The 18461-nt window shown below is 65.8% G+C and carries 17 protein-coding genes; 8 read left to right on the top strand and 9 right to left on the bottom strand.

The features are described from left to right. Window positions 1–31: 31 nt before the first annotated feature. From infB to rimP, 4 genes are all read right to left on the bottom strand, one after another. Window positions 32–2932, bottom strand: coding sequence for a translation initiation factor IF-2 (infB, locus tag HWX32_RS04115; RefSeq protein ID WP_175934818.1), 2901 nt, complete (start codon window positions 2930–2932; stop codon window positions 32–34). A 91-nt stretch (window positions 2933–3023) separates the two neighbouring features. Beyond that, entirely contained in the window at window positions 3024–3356 is a 333-nt protein-coding gene (locus HWX32_RS04110; protein WP_082259900.1) for a YlxR family protein, read from the bottom strand. Window positions 3357–3599: 243 nt separating this feature from the next. Next, window positions 3600–4604: a transcription termination factor NusA gene (gene nusA / locus HWX32_RS04105; RefSeq protein WP_175934817.1), complete on the bottom strand. Its 1005-nt coding sequence runs from the start codon at window positions 4602–4604 to the stop codon at window positions 3600–3602. Between the two features lie 24 nt (window positions 4605–4628). After that, window positions 4629–5168, bottom strand: a complete 540-nt coding sequence (rimP, locus tag HWX32_RS04100) for a ribosome maturation factor RimP (RefSeq protein ID WP_175934816.1) — start codon at window positions 5166–5168, stop codon at window positions 4629–4631. 31 nt (window positions 5169–5199) lie between these two features. Between rimP and HWX32_RS04095 the strand changes: the two genes are divergently transcribed. Then, a complete protein-coding gene (locus HWX32_RS04095; protein ID WP_254868257.1) occupies window positions 5200–6060 on the top strand; it encodes a hypothetical protein in 861 nt (286 codons plus the stop codon). Between the two features lie 228 nt (window positions 6061–6288). Here HWX32_RS04095 and HWX32_RS04090 read toward each other — a convergent pair whose 3' ends face one another. Beyond that, window positions 6289–8067, bottom strand: coding sequence for a proline--tRNA ligase (locus HWX32_RS04090; RefSeq protein ID WP_175934815.1), 1779 nt, complete (start codon window positions 8065–8067; stop codon window positions 6289–6291). A gap of 30 nt (window positions 8068–8097) precedes the next feature. On the opposite strand from HWX32_RS04090, the gene HWX32_RS04085 reads away from it, so the two are divergent. The 5 genes from HWX32_RS04085 to HWX32_RS04065 all read left to right on the top strand — a co-directional run bounded on the left by HWX32_RS04085 (window position 8098) and on the right by HWX32_RS04065 (window position 12171). Continuing rightward, window positions 8098–8820, top strand: a complete 723-nt coding sequence (locus tag HWX32_RS04085; RefSeq protein ID WP_175934814.1) for a YaaA family protein — start codon at window positions 8098–8100, stop codon at window positions 8818–8820. A gap of 70 nt (window positions 8821–8890) precedes the next feature. Beyond that, window positions 8891–10012, top strand: a complete 1122-nt coding sequence (locus tag HWX32_RS04080) for an ATP-binding protein (protein WP_175934813.1) — start codon at window positions 8891–8893, stop codon at window positions 10010–10012. A gap of 23 nt (window positions 10013–10035) precedes the next feature. Further along, window positions 10036–10824, top strand: coding sequence for a DUF1648 domain-containing protein (locus tag HWX32_RS04075; RefSeq protein WP_175934812.1), 789 nt, complete (start codon window positions 10036–10038; stop codon window positions 10822–10824). Next, window positions 10825–11433 carry a thermonuclease family protein gene (locus HWX32_RS04070; RefSeq protein ID WP_175934811.1) on the top strand — a complete coding sequence of 203 codons (609 nt, stop codon included), beginning with the start codon at window positions 10825–10827 and terminating at the stop codon, window positions 11431–11433. Between the two features lie 3 nt (window positions 11434–11436). Next, window positions 11437–12171 (top strand): NAD-dependent deacylase, encoded by a 735-nt coding sequence (locus HWX32_RS04065; protein ID WP_175934810.1) that lies wholly within the window; start codon window positions 11437–11439, stop codon window positions 12169–12171. A 22-nt stretch (window positions 12172–12193) separates the two neighbouring features. On the opposite strand, the gene HWX32_RS04060 is transcribed toward HWX32_RS04065, so the two are convergent. The 3 genes from HWX32_RS04060 to cobA form a co-directional block, all read right to left on the bottom strand. Then, window positions 12194–12640, bottom strand: coding sequence for a type II toxin-antitoxin system YoeB family toxin (locus HWX32_RS04060; protein ID WP_175934809.1), 447 nt, complete (start codon window positions 12638–12640; stop codon window positions 12194–12196). Window positions 12641–12720: 80 nt separating this feature from the next. After that, the gene (locus HWX32_RS04055) at window positions 12721–13749 is read right to left on the bottom strand and encodes a class I SAM-dependent methyltransferase (RefSeq protein WP_254868255.1); all 1029 of its coding nucleotides are present in this window, start codon (window positions 13747–13749) and stop codon (window positions 12721–12723) included. Then, the gene (gene cobA, locus HWX32_RS04050; RefSeq protein WP_175934807.1) at window positions 13736–14473 is read right to left on the bottom strand and encodes a uroporphyrinogen-III C-methyltransferase; all 738 of its coding nucleotides are present in this window, start codon (window positions 14471–14473) and stop codon (window positions 13736–13738) included. Before cobA ends, HWX32_RS04055 begins: the two co-directional genes overlap by 14 nt. A 23-nt stretch (window positions 14474–14496) precedes the next feature. Between cobA and HWX32_RS04045 the strand changes: the two genes are divergently transcribed. Next, the gene (locus HWX32_RS04045) at window positions 14497–15705 is read left to right on the top strand and encodes a protein adenylyltransferase SelO family protein (protein WP_175934806.1); all 1209 of its coding nucleotides are present in this window, start codon (window positions 14497–14499) and stop codon (window positions 15703–15705) included. Between the two features lie 48 nt (window positions 15706–15753). Here HWX32_RS04045 and mqo read toward each other — a convergent pair whose 3' ends face one another. Continuing rightward, window positions 15754–17253 carry a malate dehydrogenase (quinone) gene (gene mqo / locus HWX32_RS04040; protein WP_175934805.1) on the bottom strand — a complete coding sequence of 500 codons (1500 nt, stop codon included), beginning with the start codon at window positions 17251–17253 and terminating at the stop codon, window positions 15754–15756. 140 nt (window positions 17254–17393) lie between these two features. Between mqo and HWX32_RS04035 the strand changes: the two genes are divergently transcribed. Further along, window positions 17394–18425 carry an alpha/beta hydrolase gene (locus tag HWX32_RS04035; RefSeq protein ID WP_175934804.1) on the top strand — a complete coding sequence of 344 codons (1032 nt, stop codon included), beginning with the start codon at window positions 17394–17396 and terminating at the stop codon, window positions 18423–18425. Window positions 18426–18461 lie beyond the last annotated feature (36 nt).

Genomic DNA, 18461 nt, shown 5'->3' with positions numbered 1-18461 from the left:
TTTTGCTTTACGACGTTTCGCTGCCGCCTGATTAATCGCGCGGCACTTCCACCATCTCGTAGCTCTGGATGAGGTCGCCGGTCTGGATGTCCGGGTAGGACAGGACCATACCGCACTCGTAACCCTTCGCCACCTCGGTGACGTCGTCCTTCTCGCGGCGCAGCGAGTCGATCGTCGCGTCCGGGGTGACAACGTTGCCGTCGCGCACGAGGCGCACCTTCGCGCCCCGCTTGACCTTGCCCTCGGTGACCATGCAACCGGCGATGAGGCCGACGGCGGACGCCTTGAAGATCTGGCGGATCTCCGCCTCGCCCAGATCGCGCTCCTCGTAGATCGGCTTGAGCATGCCCCTGAGCGCGTTCTCCACATCCTCGATGACGTTGTAGATCACCGAGTAGTAGCGGATCTCCACACCCTCGTTGTTCGCTTCCTCGGTCGCCTTGCCGTCCGCACGGACGTTGAAGCCGATGATCACAGCATCCGACGCGGCGGCCAGGGTGACATTGGTCTGGGTGATCGCACCGACACCGCGGTCGATGATGTTCACCTCGACCTCGTCGTCGACCTCGATGCCCAGAAGCGCCTCCTCGAGCGCCTCCACGGAACCCGCGTTGTCGCCCTTGAGGATGAGGTTGAGCTGGCTCGTCTCCTTGAGCGCCTGATCCAGGTTCTCCAGGGAGACACGCTTCTTGGTGCGAGCCTGCATCGCCGCCCGGTGGCGGGCGTCGCGCTGCGCCGCGATCTGGCGGGCAACACGGTCGTCCTCCACCACGAGCAGGTTGTCGCCCGGGCCCGGCACGCCGTTGAGACCCTGGACCTGCACCGGACGGGACGGGCCAGCTTCTTCAACGTCCTGGCCCCACTCGTCGAGCATGCGACGCACGCGACCAAAGTTGCCGCCGACCACGATGGAGTCGCCGACGCGCAAGGTACCGCGCTGCACGATGACGGTAGACACCGGGCCGCGGCCACGGTCCAGGTGCGACTCGATAGCCAGACCCTGGGCATCCATGTCCGGGTTAGCGGTGAGCTCGAGCGCCGCGTCTGCGGTGAGCAGGACGGCCTCCAAGAGCTCGTCGATACCCTGCCCCTGCTTCGCGGAGATGTCGATGAACATCGTGTCGCCGCCGTACTCCTCCGGGATGAGGCCGTACTCGGTGAGCTGACCGCGGATCTTGTCCGGCTGTGCCTCAGGCTTATCCACCTTATTCACCGCAACCACGATCGGCAGCTCAGCCGCCTTGGCGTGGTTGATCGCCTCAACGGTCTGCGGCATCACGCCGTCGTCCGCCGCGACCACCAGGATGGCCAAGTCGGTCGACTTCGCGCCGCGGGCACGCATCGCGGTAAACGCCTCGTGGCCCGGGGTATCCAGGAACGTGATCTTGCGCGGTTCGTCCTCGAGTTCCACCTCGGTCTGGTAGGCGCCGATGCCCTGGGTGATGCCGCCGGCCTCGCCCTTACCCACGTTCGCCTTACGGATCGTGTCCAAAAGGCGGGTCTTACCGTGGTCGACGTGGCCCATGACGGACACCACGGGCGGGCGCTGCTCGAGGGCTTCATCGCCGCCCTCGTCCTCGCCGAACTGCAGGTCGAAGGACTCGAGCAGCTCACGGTCCTCGTCCTCCGGCGATACAATCTCAACCTCGTAGTTGATCTCCGCGCCGAGCAGCTGCAGCGTCTCCTCAGACACCGACTGCGTCGCGGTGACCATCTCACCCAGGTTGAACAGCGCCTGCACGAGCGCCGAAGCCTCGGTACCAATCTTTTCCGCCAAGTCGCTCAGAGTTGCACCCTGGCGCAGGCGCACGGTCTGACCGCCGCCGTCCGGCAGACGAACGCCACCGATGACGTTCGGCTTGTGCATCTCTTCGTACTCGGCCCTCTTCTGACCCTTGGACTTGCGACGCTTACCCGGTGCACCACCCGGACGCCCGAAAGCACCCGCGGTGCCGCCACGACGACCGCCGCGTCCGCGGAAGCCGCCGCCCGGACCGCCACGACCCGGGCCACCAGGACCGCCCTGGCCACCACGGCCACGGCCACCGCCCTGGCCGCCGCGACCGCGACCGCCAGCCGGAGCCGCCTTCGACGGCATTTGGGTCGGCGACGGAGCTGCCGCCATATCTGCAGGCGACGGACGCTTCCCGCCGCCCTGGCGTGCACCGCCCGGACGCGGGCCGCCTTGACCCTGGCCTTGCCCTTGGCCGCCCTGGCCCTGGCCTTGACCGCCACGGCCACCGCCCGGGCGCGGCGGACGCTGCCCACCGGTGTTGGACGAGAACGGGTTGTTCGCCACGCGCGGGCGACCGCCCGGCTTCGGCATCGGACGCGGCATGCCACCCGGGGTCGGGCCGCCTTCCTTCTTCGCCGCAGGTTTCGGTGCGCCTGGCTTGGCTGCTGCCGGCTTGGCTGTACCCGGCTTGCCTGCTGCCGGCTTGGCTGCGCCGGGTTTCGCTGCAGGCTTAGGGGCCCCGGGCTTCGGTGCGCCAGGCTTAGCTGCGCCGGGCTTCGGGGCGGGTTCCTGCGCAGCAGGTTTTGCCGCCTGCGGCTTCGGCGCCGCAGGGGTCGGCTTCGGTGCGGGCTGCGCCTTGTCGCTCTCAGCCTTGTCAGCCGGGGTGTCCGACTTAGCAGCACCGGGCTTCGGCGCGGCCGTCTTTGCCGCACCCGGCTTCGGAGCTGCTGTGCGGTTCTGCCCCGGCTTCTTCAGCGGAGGCTTCTTCGGCGCGGGCTCTTCCTTCGCCTCAGCGGACTTCTCCGCACCGCCGTTCTGGGCCTCGTAGTAGGCCTTCATCTTCTTTACAACAGGCGGCTCAATGGTGGATGAAGCCGTCTTCACAAACTCGCCCTGTTCCTTCAGGGTGGCGAGCAGTTCCTTACTTGTTACGCCGAGCTGCTTAGCCAACTCGTGTACGCGTAGCTTTCCGGGCACGTGTCTCCTCTTTGGTTGCGCTAGGAGACGGCACCGGAAAACGGGTACCGGCCCCTAGACGTGGTCAGTGACTTTCATCGCTGATGCTGCTTCATGGTTGCGTACTCATCAGTGTTCGGTCTTCCTTTGTTCGTCTGGGTCGTGCAGATGCATTCTGCAAGTACTCACGTACATGACCTAGGTCCACCGCAGTGGACAAGCGGAGCGCCCGGCCAAAGGCCCGGCGTTGTTCCGCTAGCTCAAACGCGTCCATCGTCGGAATAATCCACGCTCCCCTGCCAGGCAGCTTCCTGGCTGGGTCTGCGAGCACCCTTCCGGGTACATCCGGGTCGGCGACCACGCGGAGCAGTTGCGTGTCCGGCAGCGCGGACCGCGTGGCGATACAGGTGCGGGTACGGATCGGGCGCTTGCGCGTCTGAGTCATCCGTATCCTTCCTCCCGCTCGCCGCGGGTGCCGACAGTGCCGAACGCGCGGTGCTGCGCGTTTCTGGCCGCCCGCCTACGAAAGCATTCCTTGTAAGACGCGGGCGCAAAGCCGTAGTACAGCTTACGCCAAATTACGCGAGATGAATACTCCCAGGTTGCGAGTGTGTTGGGGCTGTCGGTGGCCGGGGCCCTGTAGCGGGGCGCGGCCTGCCAACAGACAGCGGCAGCGCGCGGAAAACGCCTACTCGGTATCGGCGTCGGAGCGGATGTCGATCTTCCAGCCGGTCAACCGCGCAGCCAGGCGGGCGTTCTGCCCCTCCTTGCCGATGGCCAGCGAAAGCTGGTAATCCGGCACCGTCACCCGAGCCACCTGCGCGTCGGGGTCCACGACCTCCACGTTGACTACCTTCGACGGCGCTAGCGAGTTGCCGACAAACTTCGCCGGGTCCTCGTCGTAATCGATGATGTCGATCTTCTCTCCGCCAAGGGCCTGCATGATGTTGGTCACGCGGGCACCGCGCGGGCCGATGCAGGCGCCCTTGGCGTTGACGCCCTTCACCGTCGGGCGCACCGCAACCTTGGAGCGGTGGCCAGCCTCGCGGGCGATGCCGACGATCTCCACCGAGCCGTCGGCCACCTCCGGCACCTCGAGCGCGAACAGGCCGCGCACCAGCTCAGGGTGTGTGCGGGACAGGTTCACCTGCACGCGCTTGTCTTCCCGGTTCACGCCCACCACGTACGCCTTCACGCGGTCGCCGTGGCTGAGCGCCTCACCCGGAATCTTCTCCGCCGGCAGGAGGATGCCGTCCTGCGGGTCAGCCTCGGTACCCAGCTGCACGATCGAGATGCCACGAGCCTCGGCTTGCGCGTCGCGCTGCACGAGACCCGAGACGACCTGACCTTCGAAGCCAGCGTACTCGTCGTACACGCGGCCTGCCTCGGCCTGACGCAGGCGCCCCTTGATCGCGTCGCGCACAGCGGTCGCGCCGATGCGGGAGAAGTTCGCCGGAGTGTCATCGTACTGCGACACCACCTCGCCGTCCTCGTCGAACTCGCTGACCATCACGCGCACGTCGCCGGTTTCGGTGTCGATCTCCACCGTGGCAGGCATCCGCTCCCCCGCGGGAACCTCTTTGAACTCCCGGTAAGCGGACAAAAGCGCCCGGGCGATCGTATCCAGCAGGTCCTCGACCGGGATGCCCTGCTGCGTTTCGATGCCTTTGAGCGCGTTGATATCGATATTCACTTGTCTTCCCTCCAGTTACGCCGGTTACGCCTCGGCCGAGGCCGCTTCCAGCTCGTCGAACGTGCGTTGCGCCAGCTCGACCTCCTCGGCCGGCGGCGCGTTGAACTCAATTTCTACCACCGCACCGGACAATTCGGAAACCGCCGCCAGACGCACTTCTTCGCCTTTTTTGCCCGCACGCACTAGCGCGACCTGCGTTTCCTCCGCGTTGAGGGGTCCGACACGCCATGCGCCGTCGTCAAGCTTGAGCACCCTGCCCCGATTGCGGCGGAAGTGGCGCGGCGCAGTGAGCGGCAAGTCCACACCCGGGGTGGTCAGCTCCAGGGTGTAACCGGCGCCGAAGTTGATCTCGCCTGCGTCCTCTTTAGCGTCGAAAAGCGCGGAAAGCTCATTCGACACCTCCTCCAAATCATCCAGCGTCGGGTGCGCGTCCGAATCCAACGCGATGACCACCTGCGATTTCTTGCCAGCTTTCACGGTCTTGATGCGCTCCACATCCATCCCGTAAGTCGCGGCGACAGGCGCCACCAGCGCCTCGAGCTCATCGTTCGTGGGAAATGCCATGGCCACCACCCTATCGTGTAGCGTTTTTCGGGTGAAGAAACTCCTCGCGCTGCCCGCCGTCCTGCTACTTTCCGGCTGCACCGTGATGGATGTGGTGGGCCCCCGCGCCAACGGCGAAATCATGTCACTAGCCAAGCAAGCCTCCGCCGACTGGGTCTTCGGCTCCGACGGCACACCCGAGTGGCGCGAGATGCGCAAATTCCACGGCGAACAGCTCCAGGCCGAGGCGCTACGCCTGTGCGGTGTCGACGAGGCCGGCAAGACCCCGTCGACGTGCAACGTCGGCTATGGGGACACGGACCTGCCCGCCGCGGCAGCACCCGAGGAATTGCTGGATAGCACCGTGGCAGCGGCGAAGAAAGTGCCCGACGAATCGGTCGACCTGGTCGTCGCCCAGGCGATCGACGCGGTGGCGTTGGCGTCTGTTGAACTGCCCGCTGATCCCGCGCGCCTGTCGGGGGAGGCGGATATCGATGCCGCGCGCGCCATGCTCGCCCAGGAAAACGCGTTGTATTACGGCCTCGGCTTGGCACTGGCGTACGCCGACGACGGGTTGCGCGGGCGGATCCGGGTACTCCGCGATGCCTCCCACGAGCGCGTTTCGGTTTTGACAACGCTGGTCGACGATCCGCGGTTGCCCGGCGACGTGGGTGCGGGTGCTGGCGCCGAGGACGGTGCCGAGGATGCTGCTGCCGAGGCGCTCGTTCCTGCCGCAGGCTACAAGTTCACCGAGGGCTTCCAGGAACCAACCTCACTGCCGGAGGCCACCCACCTTGTCAAAACGATGCAGTCTGACCTGGTTAAACAGTGGCGACGCACGGCCGCGGACGCCTCAAGCGCGGATTGGATACGAGCGGCCATTCTCCTGGCGGCCCACGCCCAGCGTGCGTAATTGGACCCCGGCGAGGACGGTGCCTTACAGGGACGCCAAATGCCCGCCAAGAGATGCCCGTCAGCCTGGTGGATTTTCGGGCGCTCTCGCCGCACTCGACTGACGGGCATCTCTTGGCGGGCATTTGCGCCGGGGCACGACGCGCGGCGCCCCGCGCCCAGGACCCCGCGCCCCGCGCACGGCACCCCGCGCACGGCGCCCCGCGCACGGCACCCCGCGCCCGTAGAGCTACCCGCGGACGAGCTCGGTGACCTTCGCCACGACTTCGTCGGCCGGGACTTCAAGCGTTTCGCCGCCGCGGATTCGTAGCTCCACGATGCCGTCGGCAAACGCGCGGCCCAGGATCACGATGAACGGCATACCGAGCAACTCGGCGTCTTTGAATTTGACGCCCGGGGAGACTTTCGGGCGGTCGTCGTAAAGCACTTCGAGCCCTGCTGCGTCGAGTGCTTCCACCAGGCGCTCGCCGGCCTCGAGTGCGGCGGCGTCCTTGTTCGCCACCGCGACGTGCACCTGGTACGGCGCAACCTCGACCGGCCAGACCAGGCCTTTTTCGTCGTGGCGCTGCTCGGCGATCACGGCCAGCATGCGCGAGACGCCGATGCCGTAGGACCCCATGGTCGGCACGGCGCGCTTGCCGTTTTCGTCGAGGATCTGCACGTCGATGGCCTCGGTGTACTTGCGGCCCAGCTGGAAGATGTGGCCGAGCTCAATGCCGCGGGCCAGCTCCACAGTGCCGTTGCCCGACGGAGAAGGGTCGCCCTCCTTGATCTCCGCGGCCTCGATGTACCCGTCGACCTCGAAGTCGCGGCCAGCTACCAGGCCGACAACGTGCTTCTGCGGTGCGTCAGCACCCGTGATCCAGGAGGAGCCGTCGACAACGCGCGGGTCTGCGAGTACTCGCACCCCGTTGGCCTGCAGTGCGCGCGGGCCGACGTAGCCCTTGACCAGGAAGGACGACTTGGCGAAGTCCTCGTCGCTAGCCAGGTCAAACTTCGCGGGCTCGAGCGAAGCCTCGAGGCGTTTCTCATCCAGCTCGCGATCGCCCGGGATAAGCACGCCGACGAGCTGCGGGCCCACAGGGGAGCCGTCTTCCCTAACTTCGCGCGGGTCGTCCACCTTGATCATCATGCACTTGAGGGTGTCGCGGGCTTCGGCGGGGCGACCGTCGATAAGCACGCCCTCGCTCTGAGCCCACTCAACGAGCGCCGCGATGGTCTCGGCGTTCGGGGTGTCGTGCTCCACCGCCTCCGGGAGGCCGTCGATGGGGCGCGCGGCGGGCGCAACCGTGGTCACGGCCTCGACGTTCGCGGCGTAATCGCCGGCCGTAGACACCACAAACGTGTCCTCGCCGTTGTCGGAATACGCGAGGAACTCCTCGGACGCGGAGCCACCCATCGCACCGGAGGTCGCGCGGCAGATCTCGTAGCGCAGCCCCACGCGGTCGAACACGGCCTGGTACGCGCGACGGTGCGCGGCGTAGGACTCCTCGAGCCCCTCATCGGTCATGTCGAACGAATACGAGTCCTTCATCACGAACTCGCGCCCGCGGAGAATGCCGGCACGCGGTCGCGCTTCATCGCGGTACTTCGTCTGGATCTGGTACAGCGTGACCGGGAAGTCCTTATAGGAGGAGTACAGGTCTTTCACCGCCGCGGTGAACATCTCCTCGTGGGTGGGGCCGAGCAGCATGTCGGCGCCTTTGCGGTCCTTGAGGCGGAACAGGTCGTCGCCGTATTCGGTCCAGCGGTTCGTCGCCTCGTAGGGCTCGCGCGGCAGCAGCGCCGGGAAGAGCAGCTCCTGGGCGCCGATGGCCTCCATTTCTTCGCGCACGACCTGTTCGACCTTACGCACCGCGCGCAGACCGAGCGGCAGCCACGTGTACACGCCGGGGGCGGCGCGGCGCACGTATCCGGCGCGCACGAGCAGCTTGTGGCTGGGTACCTCTGCGTCGGCGGGGTCTTCGCGCAGGGTGCGCAGGAACAGGGAGGACAGGCGTGTGATCATGCGGGGGATTCTACCGCTAGCGTTGTCGCCATGTTGATCGTGCTCCCTCCTTCCGAGACCAAGGCGCCGGGCGGCGAGTTCGACGGGATGTCGCTTTCCTTCCCGGCGCTCGATCCGATTCGCACATTGCTTATCGACGAGCTCTCGCACACCCCCGTCGACACTCCCCAATCCAAGCGCGATGAAGCGGCCGAGAATTTCACGTTGCGCACCAACCCGGTGATGCCAGCGGCGCACCGCTACACGGGCGTGTTGTACGACGCCCTGGGCGCCACCACCCTCCCCGAAGGCGCCCTCGAGCATCTTGCGATCGGCTCGGCGTTGTTCGGTGTGGTGCGCGCGAGCGACACGATCCCGCGTTACCGGCTCTCCGGCGGCACAAAGCTTGCCGGCAAGACGATGAAAGCGTGGTGGGGCTCCGCCATCTCGGACGTGCTCGCTGAGCAGGGCTTCATGGTGGACATGCGCTCCGGGGCGTACAAGCAGCTCGGCCCGGTGCCCGACGCAAGCGGCCCGGTGCCCGGCGCGGGCGGCGCGGGCGGCGCTGGCGCGATGACCGTCCGCGTCGAGCAGGCGGACACCGGCAAAGTGGTCAGCCACTTCAACAAGCGATACAAGGGCGAGCTGGCTCGCTCGCTGGCGAGCTCCCCCACCGTCGCCGACGCTCAGTCCATCTCCGACATCGCGGACCTCGCGGCCGGCGCCGGCTTCCGTGTGGAGGTCCGCGGCGACGAGCTCGTGCTCCTGATCTAGCGATTTATCAATTTATCAATTTATCAATCTGCCAGACTTTATCAATTTATCAATCGGCTATCATCGCGGTATGGAAAACCCCTTTAGGCCGACGTTCGGAGCGAGCCCCAGGGTTTGGGCTGGACGCGACGTGATTCTGTCGGAGTTCGCGCGAGCACTGGATGGCGGCGCGGGTAATCCCGATCGCTCGATGCTGATCTCCGGATCGAGGGGAATCGGCAAAACCGTGCTCTTGAACGAGATAGAGGATATCGCGGTGGCGCGCGGCTGGGTCGTTCTCCGCGCTTCAGCCCGAGAGCAGATCGCGGGCACCCTGATCCGCGCAACGATTCCAGAAGCGGTCCAGCGGCTGAGTCAACCAGCACGCAGGGAAATTACGGGGTTCTCGATTGCCGGGATCGGATCAATCAGCACCGCTGTAGACACGACGCACGCGGAGCCACGGTTGACCTCCGCCCTGAGAGAACTCATCGCGCTCACGCGGGAATCCGGAGTGCTGATCACTATCGACGAGGTGCAGGACGCCTCAGCCGACGACTTGGCGCAGATCGCGATCGCCTACCAAGACCTGGTCAGGGACGATCTACCAGTTGCTGTGGCGATGGCTGGAATCACCCAGGGAATTAACACGCTGCTCGATCTTCCGGGTGCGACGTTCCTTCGCCGGGCGCGGCATTACGAGCTCGGTCCTTTAACGGTTGAGGACGCGCGACTCGCCTTGGAGAAGACCGCGGAGGAAGGCTCCCTCACATTCGACGCCGCCGAAGAAGCCGCGATGTTCAGCCAGGGGTACCCCTACCTTGTTCAGCTGACCGGATTCCTGGCCTGGGACGCGGCAACTGAACACGGTGTAGATTTTGTCGACGCGACGCTGTTACAGCAGGTGATCCCAACAGCTATCGACCGTTTGGGCCAACAGGTGCACCAACCGTCGGTGAGGGGTGTGCCGCAGCGCCAGCTCGAGTACCTCCGGGCCATGGCTGCCCTTGCCGAAAGCTCCACGGACGGGACAGTTCGAGTGGCAGACATTGCCGAGACACTGCGCAAATCCACCACCCACCTCAGTGACACCCGATCCAAGCTCATCGAACGCGACCTCATCCTTCCGGCCGGCTGGGGCAAAGTTGAGTTTGCGCAGCCCTACCTCGGCGAGTACCTGCTGCGGCAGGACCGGCCGCGGCGGGTGAACTAGCCACCAGCTGCTACCTTGAACGCATGCACCTGCCAGGCCCCGACGCTCACCAAACGCGAAGCATCTACGCGGCAACGGTCGCCGTGTACCTGGTCGTGCTCGCATACACGCTGCTGAGGTGGGGCGCGATCCCGGATCCGGTGCCGATGCACATCGGTCTCGACGGCAAAGTGGACAACTGGGTACCGAAGACGTTCCTCGGTGTGACCAGCGTGCTGTGGATTGGCGTGGCTATTTCGCTGTGCATCGCACTGATCGTGCCGGGCCCCGCACTCGCCCGTGCGACCCGCGCCACCGGCCCGACAGACGCCACCGACCCCACAGACGCCACTAGCACCGCCATCCCGTTCTCGGAAACCGCCGCGCAACGCGCCGAGATGCTCATCATGCAGACGCGGCGCTTCATCGCGGAGGTGCTGTTGTTTACCGCACTGCTCCTAACGCTGGTTCAGCTACTGCTCGTGTTCCCGAATGTGCGGGTGCCGTATTGGGTGTTCATCGTCGCGTTTGTGGCGTACCTGGCCTGGGCGATTTGGCGCCAGGTCAAGTTCAACCGCCGCGCGAAGCAGGACCGCGAGCGTCTTCAGCCCGATGCCCAGGAACTCCAGCGCATTGACGCGCTCACGCGCAAGGCTGGCGCCGGTTTTTACAGCGAGCCGAACGACCCGATGGCCGTGGCCGTCTTGCCGAGCGAGCCCGGCAAGCTGCAGCTCAACTCGGCCCACCCGGCGGGTAAGCGCCAGTTCACGCGCATCGCTGTGGGGGCGGTGGCCATTATGGCCGTCCCGATTTTCATCGCGATCGTGGTCTAAATGGCCCGCATCACCCGCAGCGTAACCACAATCGCACTCACAGCAACAGCGGTCACACTCACCGCCTGCGCTACCCCGCCAGACCAGGTCGCGGTGACGAAGATTGTGGACGGGGACACCATTGTCGTCGATAAGCAAGGCGAAGAAACCAAAGTGCGGTTGCTTAACATCGACACCCCTGAGCAGGGCGAATGCCTCTACGAGGAAGCCACCGCGCACCTGACAGAGCTCATCCCGCCCGGCACGAAAGTCACGCTGGAGTACGACGTCGAGCGCCAGGACCGCTACGGGCGCGAGCTTGCGGGCGTGTTCACCGACGTGTTTGTCAATGAGCAAATGCTTATCGACGGCTTCGCTCGCGCCGTCACCTTCGACCCCAACACCAAGTTCACACAGCGCGCCGAGGCCGCTGAGGCGATGGCCGGCCACACCGGGATCCACGCCGTTGGCCCTGAGTGCCTTCTGCCCACCGATGTGGCGAAGCAGGCGCTCGAGCGCTACGAACGCGACCCCGACCCGTTCTACAAAGACGTCATGACGGACGCGGTGGAGCGCACGCCGAACTTCACGTACCGCGAGCAGGCGCTGGAATTCATCGATAGCCTGTAGCCCATGTATGACAACGCGCGCGAGATCCTAAGCCAGGCCAACCACATCGAGGTGTTCACGGGCGCCGGGATGAGCGCGGATAGCGGCATCGCCACGTACCGCGACGCGGTGACCGGCCTGTGGGAGAACGTCGATCCGCAGGCGATGGCGTCGATCGACGCGTGGCACAACGACCCGGAGACGATGTTCGCTTGGTACCTGTGGCGCGCGCACCTTTCGCAGCAGGCGGAGCCGAACGCGGGCCACGTCGCCATCGCGCAGGCCGCGCGCGGCAAACGGGTCACGGTGACGACGCAGAACATCGATAACCTGCACGAACGCGCCGGCAGCGAGGATGTGGTGCACCTGCACGGCTCGCTGTTCGAGTTCCGCTGCACCGATTGCGCAACACCGTACGCCCACCACATCGACATCCCCACCGAGCAGGTCCCCGCCATCGAACCGCCGCAGTGCCCCGTCTGCGGCGGGCTCATCCGCCCGGGCGTCGTGTGGTTCGGCGAGGCGCTGCCGGAGGACGCGTGGGCCGAGGCCGAGCACCGCATGAAGACGGCCGACGCACTGGTGATCGTGGGCACGTCAGGCGTGGTGTTCCCGGCCGCGGGCCTGCCGATGATGGCGCACGCCCGTGAGATCCCGATCGTGGAGGTCACCCCGATGCGCACTGATCTCTCCCACCTGGCGACGGTGGTGTTGGAGGCCACGGCGGCGGAGGCGCTGCCCGCGATCCTCGGCGAGTAGGCACCGCGATCAGATCTAGGCGCTACTGGTGGTAGCGCGCCTGCAGCACCACCAGGTCCACGGGGGCGTTGGCGTCCTCGGCGTGGTCGGCGTTTTCTTCGATCATGTAGAGCAGCCGGTGGCCGTCGAAAAGCTTGTGCGACCATGCGCGCGACGTGCCGTACTTGTGCACCACTACCGTGTCGTCTTCGCCCGTGGGGTGGGCGACCACCCGGCGCAGCAGCTCGATGAGGTGCTCGTGCTTTGTTGGGTCGGTGTCGCGCCAGTGGCAGTAGTCCTGCCAGGACTCGTCCACCCACGCGAGACGCACGGAGGAACCGGTCTCGCCGAGAGCTTCGTCGGCCTCGGGCTCGGTGTGGTAGGACCCGAGCAGGATGTGCTCGTAGGCGTCCATCAAGCGGCGGGCGTTGACAGCCGATTTGAACAGGTAGGCACCGTCGGCGAGCTGCGAGTCACCGTTTTCAGACACGTCGACCCCTCCTTCAATGCGTAGGTCTCTTTGCGAATTTACCGAAGCAATGCATATTTTCCACTCAGGTGGGCTGCGCGTTACCCCCGCTGCCCCCGCCCGTCGCGGGAAGCCCCCGCGGCGCGCAGCACGGTAAACGTCGCGTCGCGATCCACCTGTTCCACGTCCGCGAACCGCCGCTCCACCTCCCCGCGGTACCGCAAGTGGGAGTTATGCACCAGGAACAGCTCACCGTCCGGGGCGATCAGGCGCGCGGCCGCATCGAGCAGGTGCTGCACCAGTGTCGCATCCACCGCGGTGCCGTCGTGGAATGGCGGGTTCAACGCAATCGTCGCAAAGCTTGCCCCAGGCAGCCGCGACCCCGCATCGTCCCACGTCGCCTCCAGCCCAATCGCGCGCGCCGAGAGCACCGCATCGGCGTCCGCGTCCGTCGCGGTCACATTCGCCAGCCCCCGCGAGACGGACCCATTGCCGCATCCCAGATCCAGGAAGCTTTTGCTTATCGACGGCACGTTAGCCCTCAACAACTCCCCTCCCCGATCCGGCGTTGCACCCGAGAACACGCCCCCGAATGCGACCAACCCGTTTGCCCGCACCGGCTCGTAGGACACGCCGCGCTTCGGCCCTTCGGCCACCAGGCAGCGGAACTTCCCGCGCCCGCGGGACGCGGCGACGGTATCGAAGGACTGCGCGAGCACCCCATTCATCCCGCGCGAGAGGTGTTTGTTGTTCGCCCCGTACACCAAGCGCACCTGGTCAAACCCGGCCCCCGCCAGCGAGCGCGCCACGTAATCCAGCCGCGCCAGCGATTTCGGCATCTCGCCCACTGCCACGCACGTGCCGCCCGACCCGGCGAGGAACTCATCCAGGCGCACGTCGCCCGCGATCTCCGCCCCGAGCGAAGCGGCAGCCTGGCACCGCGTGTAATCCGGATCGAGGAACACCACCCGCGCGCCGGTCTCCAACGCCGCCCGCAGCAAATCGCCGGTCGGGTCGAGGCACACGGCCACAACATCGGCCACAACATCGGCCACAACATCGGCGACAACGTCGACGGCAAAGCCGCCGCCGAACGCCTCGTCTAAGATCAGCTGATCAAGCGTGCGCAAGGCCCGCGACCTCCCCGAACACATACACGGCAGGCGCCGTCACCTGCTGAGCTTCCATCACGTCGGCCAACGTTTCCGCGGTGGCGAAGAAGACGCGCTGCGCGGACGTCTCTCCCTCCTGCACGACGGCGGCGGGGGTGGCGGGGGAAAGGCCGCCGTCGATAAGCGCCTGCGCAATCTCGCGAACCCGCCGCACCCCCATGACCACCACAATGGTCGCGCCGGAGCGCGCGAGCGCCGCCCAATCAACGAGCGACTTCTCGTGCCCGGGCGCCAAGTGCCCGGACACCACGGTGAACGCGTGGGTGACACCGCGGTGCGTCACCGGCACGCCGGCAGCCGCCGGCACGGACACGGCGCTGGTCACCCCCGGCACCACCTCGCACACCAAACCCGCCTCGGCGCACGCCTCGAGCTCCTCAAAGCCGCGGCCGAACACGTACGGGTCGCCGCCTTTGAGCCGAACCACGCGCTTGCCCTCGCGCCCGTAGGACACGAGCAGCTCGTTGATGCGCTCCTGCGCCACCTGCTTCTTGTACGGCAGCTTGGCGACGTCGACGACCTCTTTGCCGGAAAGATCCAGAAACTCGGAGAGCTCAGCCGCAGGCCCGAGGTGATCCGCCAAGATGACATCCGCGGCCTCGAGCGCGCGCAACCCCCGAATGGTGAGCAGGTCCCAGGCGCCGGGGCCCCCGCCGACAAGTGTGATGTGGCCAGATTGCATGCGGATCAGTTTAGGGTGGTCGCATGCCGCCAATCACCCTCGCCCACGATTTCGCCGACGCCCTGCCGGAACTCGCCGCCCCGATTGCGGGCACAACCTTCCCCGACGCGCGCATTGTCGCACTCAACGAGCCGCTGGCGCGCGAGCTCGGCCTCGACCCCGACTGGCTGCGTTCCCCCGAGGGCACGCAGTGGCTCGCAGGTGCCCAGGGCGGCCACGCGATCGCGTATGCGGGGCACCAGTTCGGGCAGTTTGTGCCGTTGCTTGGCGACGGGCGCGCGCTTCTTATCGGCACCCTCGCCGGCCGCGAAATCCAGCTGAAAGGCTCCGGGCGCACCCCGTTTTCCCGGCCCCACACCGACGGTGTCGGCGCGATCGGTCCAATGCTTCGCGAGTACCTCGTCTCCGAGCACATGCACGCGGTCGGGGTACCCACCACGCGCTCGCTCGCGGTGCTGGACACCGGCGAGAAGGTGATCCGCCAGAAGGGTGCGGTGCCCGGCGGCATCGTGGTGCGGATCGCCAAGAGCCACCTGCGTGCCGGCACACTCCAATACGCGGCGACGCAGTCGGATGAGCTCACGCAGCAGGTGGTCGAGTACGCGGGGTTCAGCGACGCCGCGGACCTGCTCGATACGGTAATGGACCGCCAGACCGATCTTGTGGCGCACTGGATGCGCATCGGGTTCGTGCACGGGGTGATGAACACGGACAACACGACGCTGTCCGGCGAGACGATCGATTACGGCCCGTGCGCGTTCACCGAGCGCTTCGACGCGCAGGCGAAGTTCTCCTCCATCGACACGTACGGGCGCTACGCGTTCGGCAACCAGCCCAACATCATCGCGTGGAATATCGCCCGCCTCGCCGAGGCGCTTGTCCCGCTCATGGGCTTGGAGGCGGCCCAGGAGCAGCTGATGACCATCCAGCGCAGGTGGGATCACGCGTGGGCAACGTGGATCGGCGACGACCACGAAGCCCTAAACCAGGCAGAAGACATCGCCACCTACAACCGGGAACACGGCATGCCTGATGGCCGCCCGGGCCCGATCTTCATCCCCCGTAACCTCATGCTGCAAGAAGCAATCGACGCCGCGGAGGACCACGGCGACTACGAAACATTCAACGCGCTCTACGCAGCCGTGACCGACCCGTACAACGAAAAGGCCGGGCCCGAATGGATGGCCCGGCCTGAAGGGCAGCAGCCCTTCATCACCTACTGCGGCACTTAAAGGCGCTGTTGCGCTAAGCGAACTCTGGCACCGCAGCGGGAAGCGCGCTTACGCTTCGTCAAGCTGCAGCGACTTCTGCGTCCACTCCCACTGCTTCTCGTAGGCTTCCTTGTCGCGCTTGAGCGACTTGCCGTAGGTGGGAAACATCTCGTGCAGCTTGTCCGACCAATCGATCATGTGCTCGCCGAAGCAGCGCTCCAGCAGCTCGATCATGGCGGCCGGGGTAATCGACGCGCCCGGGGACGCGCCAAGCACACCGGCGATGGTGCCGTTCTGGTCGTTCACCAGGGCGGTGCCGAATTCCAGGGTGCCGAAGCGCGGGAACGCGGCCGGCTTGATTACCTGCACGCGCTGGCCTGCAACCACCACGTCCCAGTCGGAACCGTCTGCCTCCGGGTAGTACTCGTGCAGCATGTCCATCTTGCCGTCGAAGTCGCGGAAGACCTCCTGCACCAGGTACTTCACCAGGTCGAAGTTGGTCGCCGCGACACCCAGGTAGGACGGGATGTTGTCGAAGCTGATGGACTTAAACAGGTCCAGGTAGGAACCCTGCTTGAGGAACTTCGGGCTCCAGCCGCCGTACGGGCCGAACAGCAGCGACTCTTCGCCGTCGACGACGCGCAGGTCTAGGTGTGGCACCGACATCGGCGGGGCGCCCACCTTCGCCTTGCCGTACACCTTGGCCTGGTGCTGCTGCACCAGCTCCTGGTTGGTGGACTTCAGCCACATGCCGGAGATCGGGAAACCCGCATAGCCGTGCACCTCCGGCACGCCCGCCTTCTTCAGCAGGTCGAGTGCGTAGCCACCAGCGCCGACGAAGACGAAGCGAGCACGCACGACCTGCTTGTCGCCGGTGTGCAGGTTCTTTACCGTCACCTTCCAGAAGTTGCCGTCGCGCTTGAGGTTGGTCACCTCGCGGCCGTAGCGGATAACCACGCCGTTGGCCTTCGCGGCGTCCAGGTACTGATTGGTCAGCGAGCCGTAGTTGATGTCGGTGCCCACATCCGTCCAGGAGATGGCGACCGGCTCCTCGTCGAAGTCGCGGCCCTTGGCCATCAGCGGGAGCTTTTCGCTGAACTCGCCCTGGTCCTCGGTGAACTTCATCTCCGGGAACATGTGGTTCGAGCTCAGCGCGTCGTAGCGCTTCTTCAGGTACTGAATCTGGTCTTCGCCCTGTGCGAAGGAGACGTGCGGCACGGGGTTGATGAACGCGCGCGGGTCCTTCAGCTTGCCGTTATCCACAAGGTAGGACCAGTACTGGCGGGAGAGCTGGAATTTCTCGTTGATGCTCATCGCTTTGGACACGTCGATCTTGCCGTTTTTCTCCGGCGTGTAGTTCAGCTCGCAGAGGGCGGAGTGGCCCGTGCCCGCGTTGTTGAACGGGTAGGAGGACTCTTCTGCGGGTCCTTCGAGGCGTTCGAAGATCATCTGGCTCCAGCTTGGCTCGAGCTCTTGGAGCATCGATGCCAGCGTCGCGCTCATGATGCCGGCGCCGACATGCAGGATATCTACCTCGTCCGCGTACTGGTTGCCTTTGCTGTTTGACATGCGTAGTAATCCTCCACGTGTAAGAGTTTTTGCGTGTGTGCGCAAGTGCCACACATCTTACGTCTTCCACTTTGCGAATGAGCACAAGGCGCGTTCGCCACCCCGGGGCGGACCCAAATCCGGCAAGTATCATCGGCTCCATGACTACGCGCGAAACCCACGACGAAACAGCCCCTGCACGAGATTGGAAACCGGACGTTTTGGGCGGCGATTTCGCCCAGCTTGTCCTGCCCCAGGGCAAGGACCCGGATACCGGCAAAAAGGTACGTGGTGTGCTGGTGCGGCACACGCCGAGCGGGGAGGCTGACACGGACAAGCCAGCGGTGTTGTGGGTGCACGGCATGAGCGATTACTTTTTCCAGGACCATGTCGCGGAAGAGTTCGCCGAGCAGGGCTACCCGTTCTACGGGCTGGACTTGCGACGTTGTGGGCGCGCCCACCAGAAAGGCGAGCGCTTCCACTTCACCCTGGACATGGAGCGCTACTTCGACGAGCTCACCGACGCCCTCGACATCATCGCCGAGCAGCACGGCGCCGTGATCCCGCTCGCACACTCCACCGGCGGGTTGATCGTGCCCTTGTGGGCAGACTACTTGCGACGAGAGCGTCCCGCCGAGCACGCGAAGCTCGCCGGCATCATCCTCAACAGCCCGTGGCTCGACCTGCAGTTCAACCCGCTTCTAGTCAAGATTCTGCGCCCGGTTGTCAACGTTTTCGGCGCGATCTTCCCCTCCCTGCCGTTGCCTGGTGGCGGCCTGGGCGCGTATGGGCAGTCCATTCACAAGGACGAGCACGGCGAATGGGAGTTCAACACGAAGTGGAAGCCCATAGAGGGCCACCGCAAGTACTTCGGCTGGATCCGCGCGGTGCTTAAGGCGCAGCGCGAGATCCACTCCGGCGAGGTGGAAACCGGCGTACCCACCCTCACGCTGTGTTCTTCGCACTCCTACCTCGGGGAGGAGTACTCGCCCGCCGCCGACACCGCCGACACGGTGCTTGATGTGGAGCAGATCCAGCACTGGGCCCCGCAGCTCGCCCAAGACCACACGACAGAGGTCATCGACGGCGCGCGCCACGACGTGTTCCTCTCGGAACGCCACGCCCGCGAGGCCGCTTTCAAGGCTTCCTTCGAGTGGCTCGACGAGCTCACGAAGCGCCAGCCCTTGAACTAACACACAGCAAAGCCACTCAGAAAAGCCAGAGAGAGG

Origin of the sequence: Corynebacterium sp. Marseille-P4321 (assembly GCF_903645305.1) — a bacterium.
GTDB lineage: Bacteria > Actinomycetota > Actinomycetes > Mycobacteriales > Mycobacteriaceae > Corynebacterium.
The sequence above is the reverse complement of the archived record's forward strand: the minus strand, read 5'-3'. Positions and strand labels throughout refer to the sequence as shown.

Coding starts and splice junctions, on each gene's coding strand:
- rimP (WP_175934816.1), bottom strand. CDS start 5,168: ATGGCATTTCCCACGAACGATGAGCTCGAGGCGCTGGTGGCGCCTGTC.
- HWX32_RS04035 (WP_175934804.1), top strand. CDS start 17,394: ATGACTACGCGCGAAACCCACGACGAAACAGCCCCTGCACGAGATTGG.
- HWX32_RS04110 (WP_082259900.1), bottom strand. CDS start 3,356: ATGACTCAGACGCGCAAGCGCCCGATCCGTACCCGCACCTGTATCGCC.
- mqo (WP_175934805.1), bottom strand. CDS start 17,253: ATGTCAAACAGCAAAGGCAACCAGTACGCGGACGAGGTAGATATCCTG.
- HWX32_RS04090 (WP_175934815.1), bottom strand. CDS start 8,067: ATGATCACACGCCTGTCCTCCCTGTTCCTGCGCACCCTGCGCGAAGAC.
- cobA (WP_175934807.1), bottom strand. CDS start 14,473: ATGCAATCTGGCCACATCACACTTGTCGGCGGGGGCCCCGGCGCCTGG.
- HWX32_RS04080 (WP_175934813.1), top strand. CDS start 8,891: ATGGAAAACCCCTTTAGGCCGACGTTCGGAGCGAGCCCCAGGGTTTGG.
- HWX32_RS04075 (WP_175934812.1), top strand. CDS start 10,036: ATGCACCTGCCAGGCCCCGACGCTCACCAAACGCGAAGCATCTACGCG.
- HWX32_RS04045 (WP_175934806.1), top strand. CDS start 14,497: ATGCCGCCAATCACCCTCGCCCACGATTTCGCCGACGCCCTGCCGGAA.
- HWX32_RS04070 (WP_175934811.1), top strand. CDS start 10,825: ATGGCCCGCATCACCCGCAGCGTAACCACAATCGCACTCACAGCAACA.
- HWX32_RS04085 (WP_175934814.1), top strand. CDS start 8,098: ATGTTGATCGTGCTCCCTCCTTCCGAGACCAAGGCGCCGGGCGGCGAG.
- HWX32_RS04065 (WP_175934810.1), top strand. CDS start 11,437: ATGTATGACAACGCGCGCGAGATCCTAAGCCAGGCCAACCACATCGAG.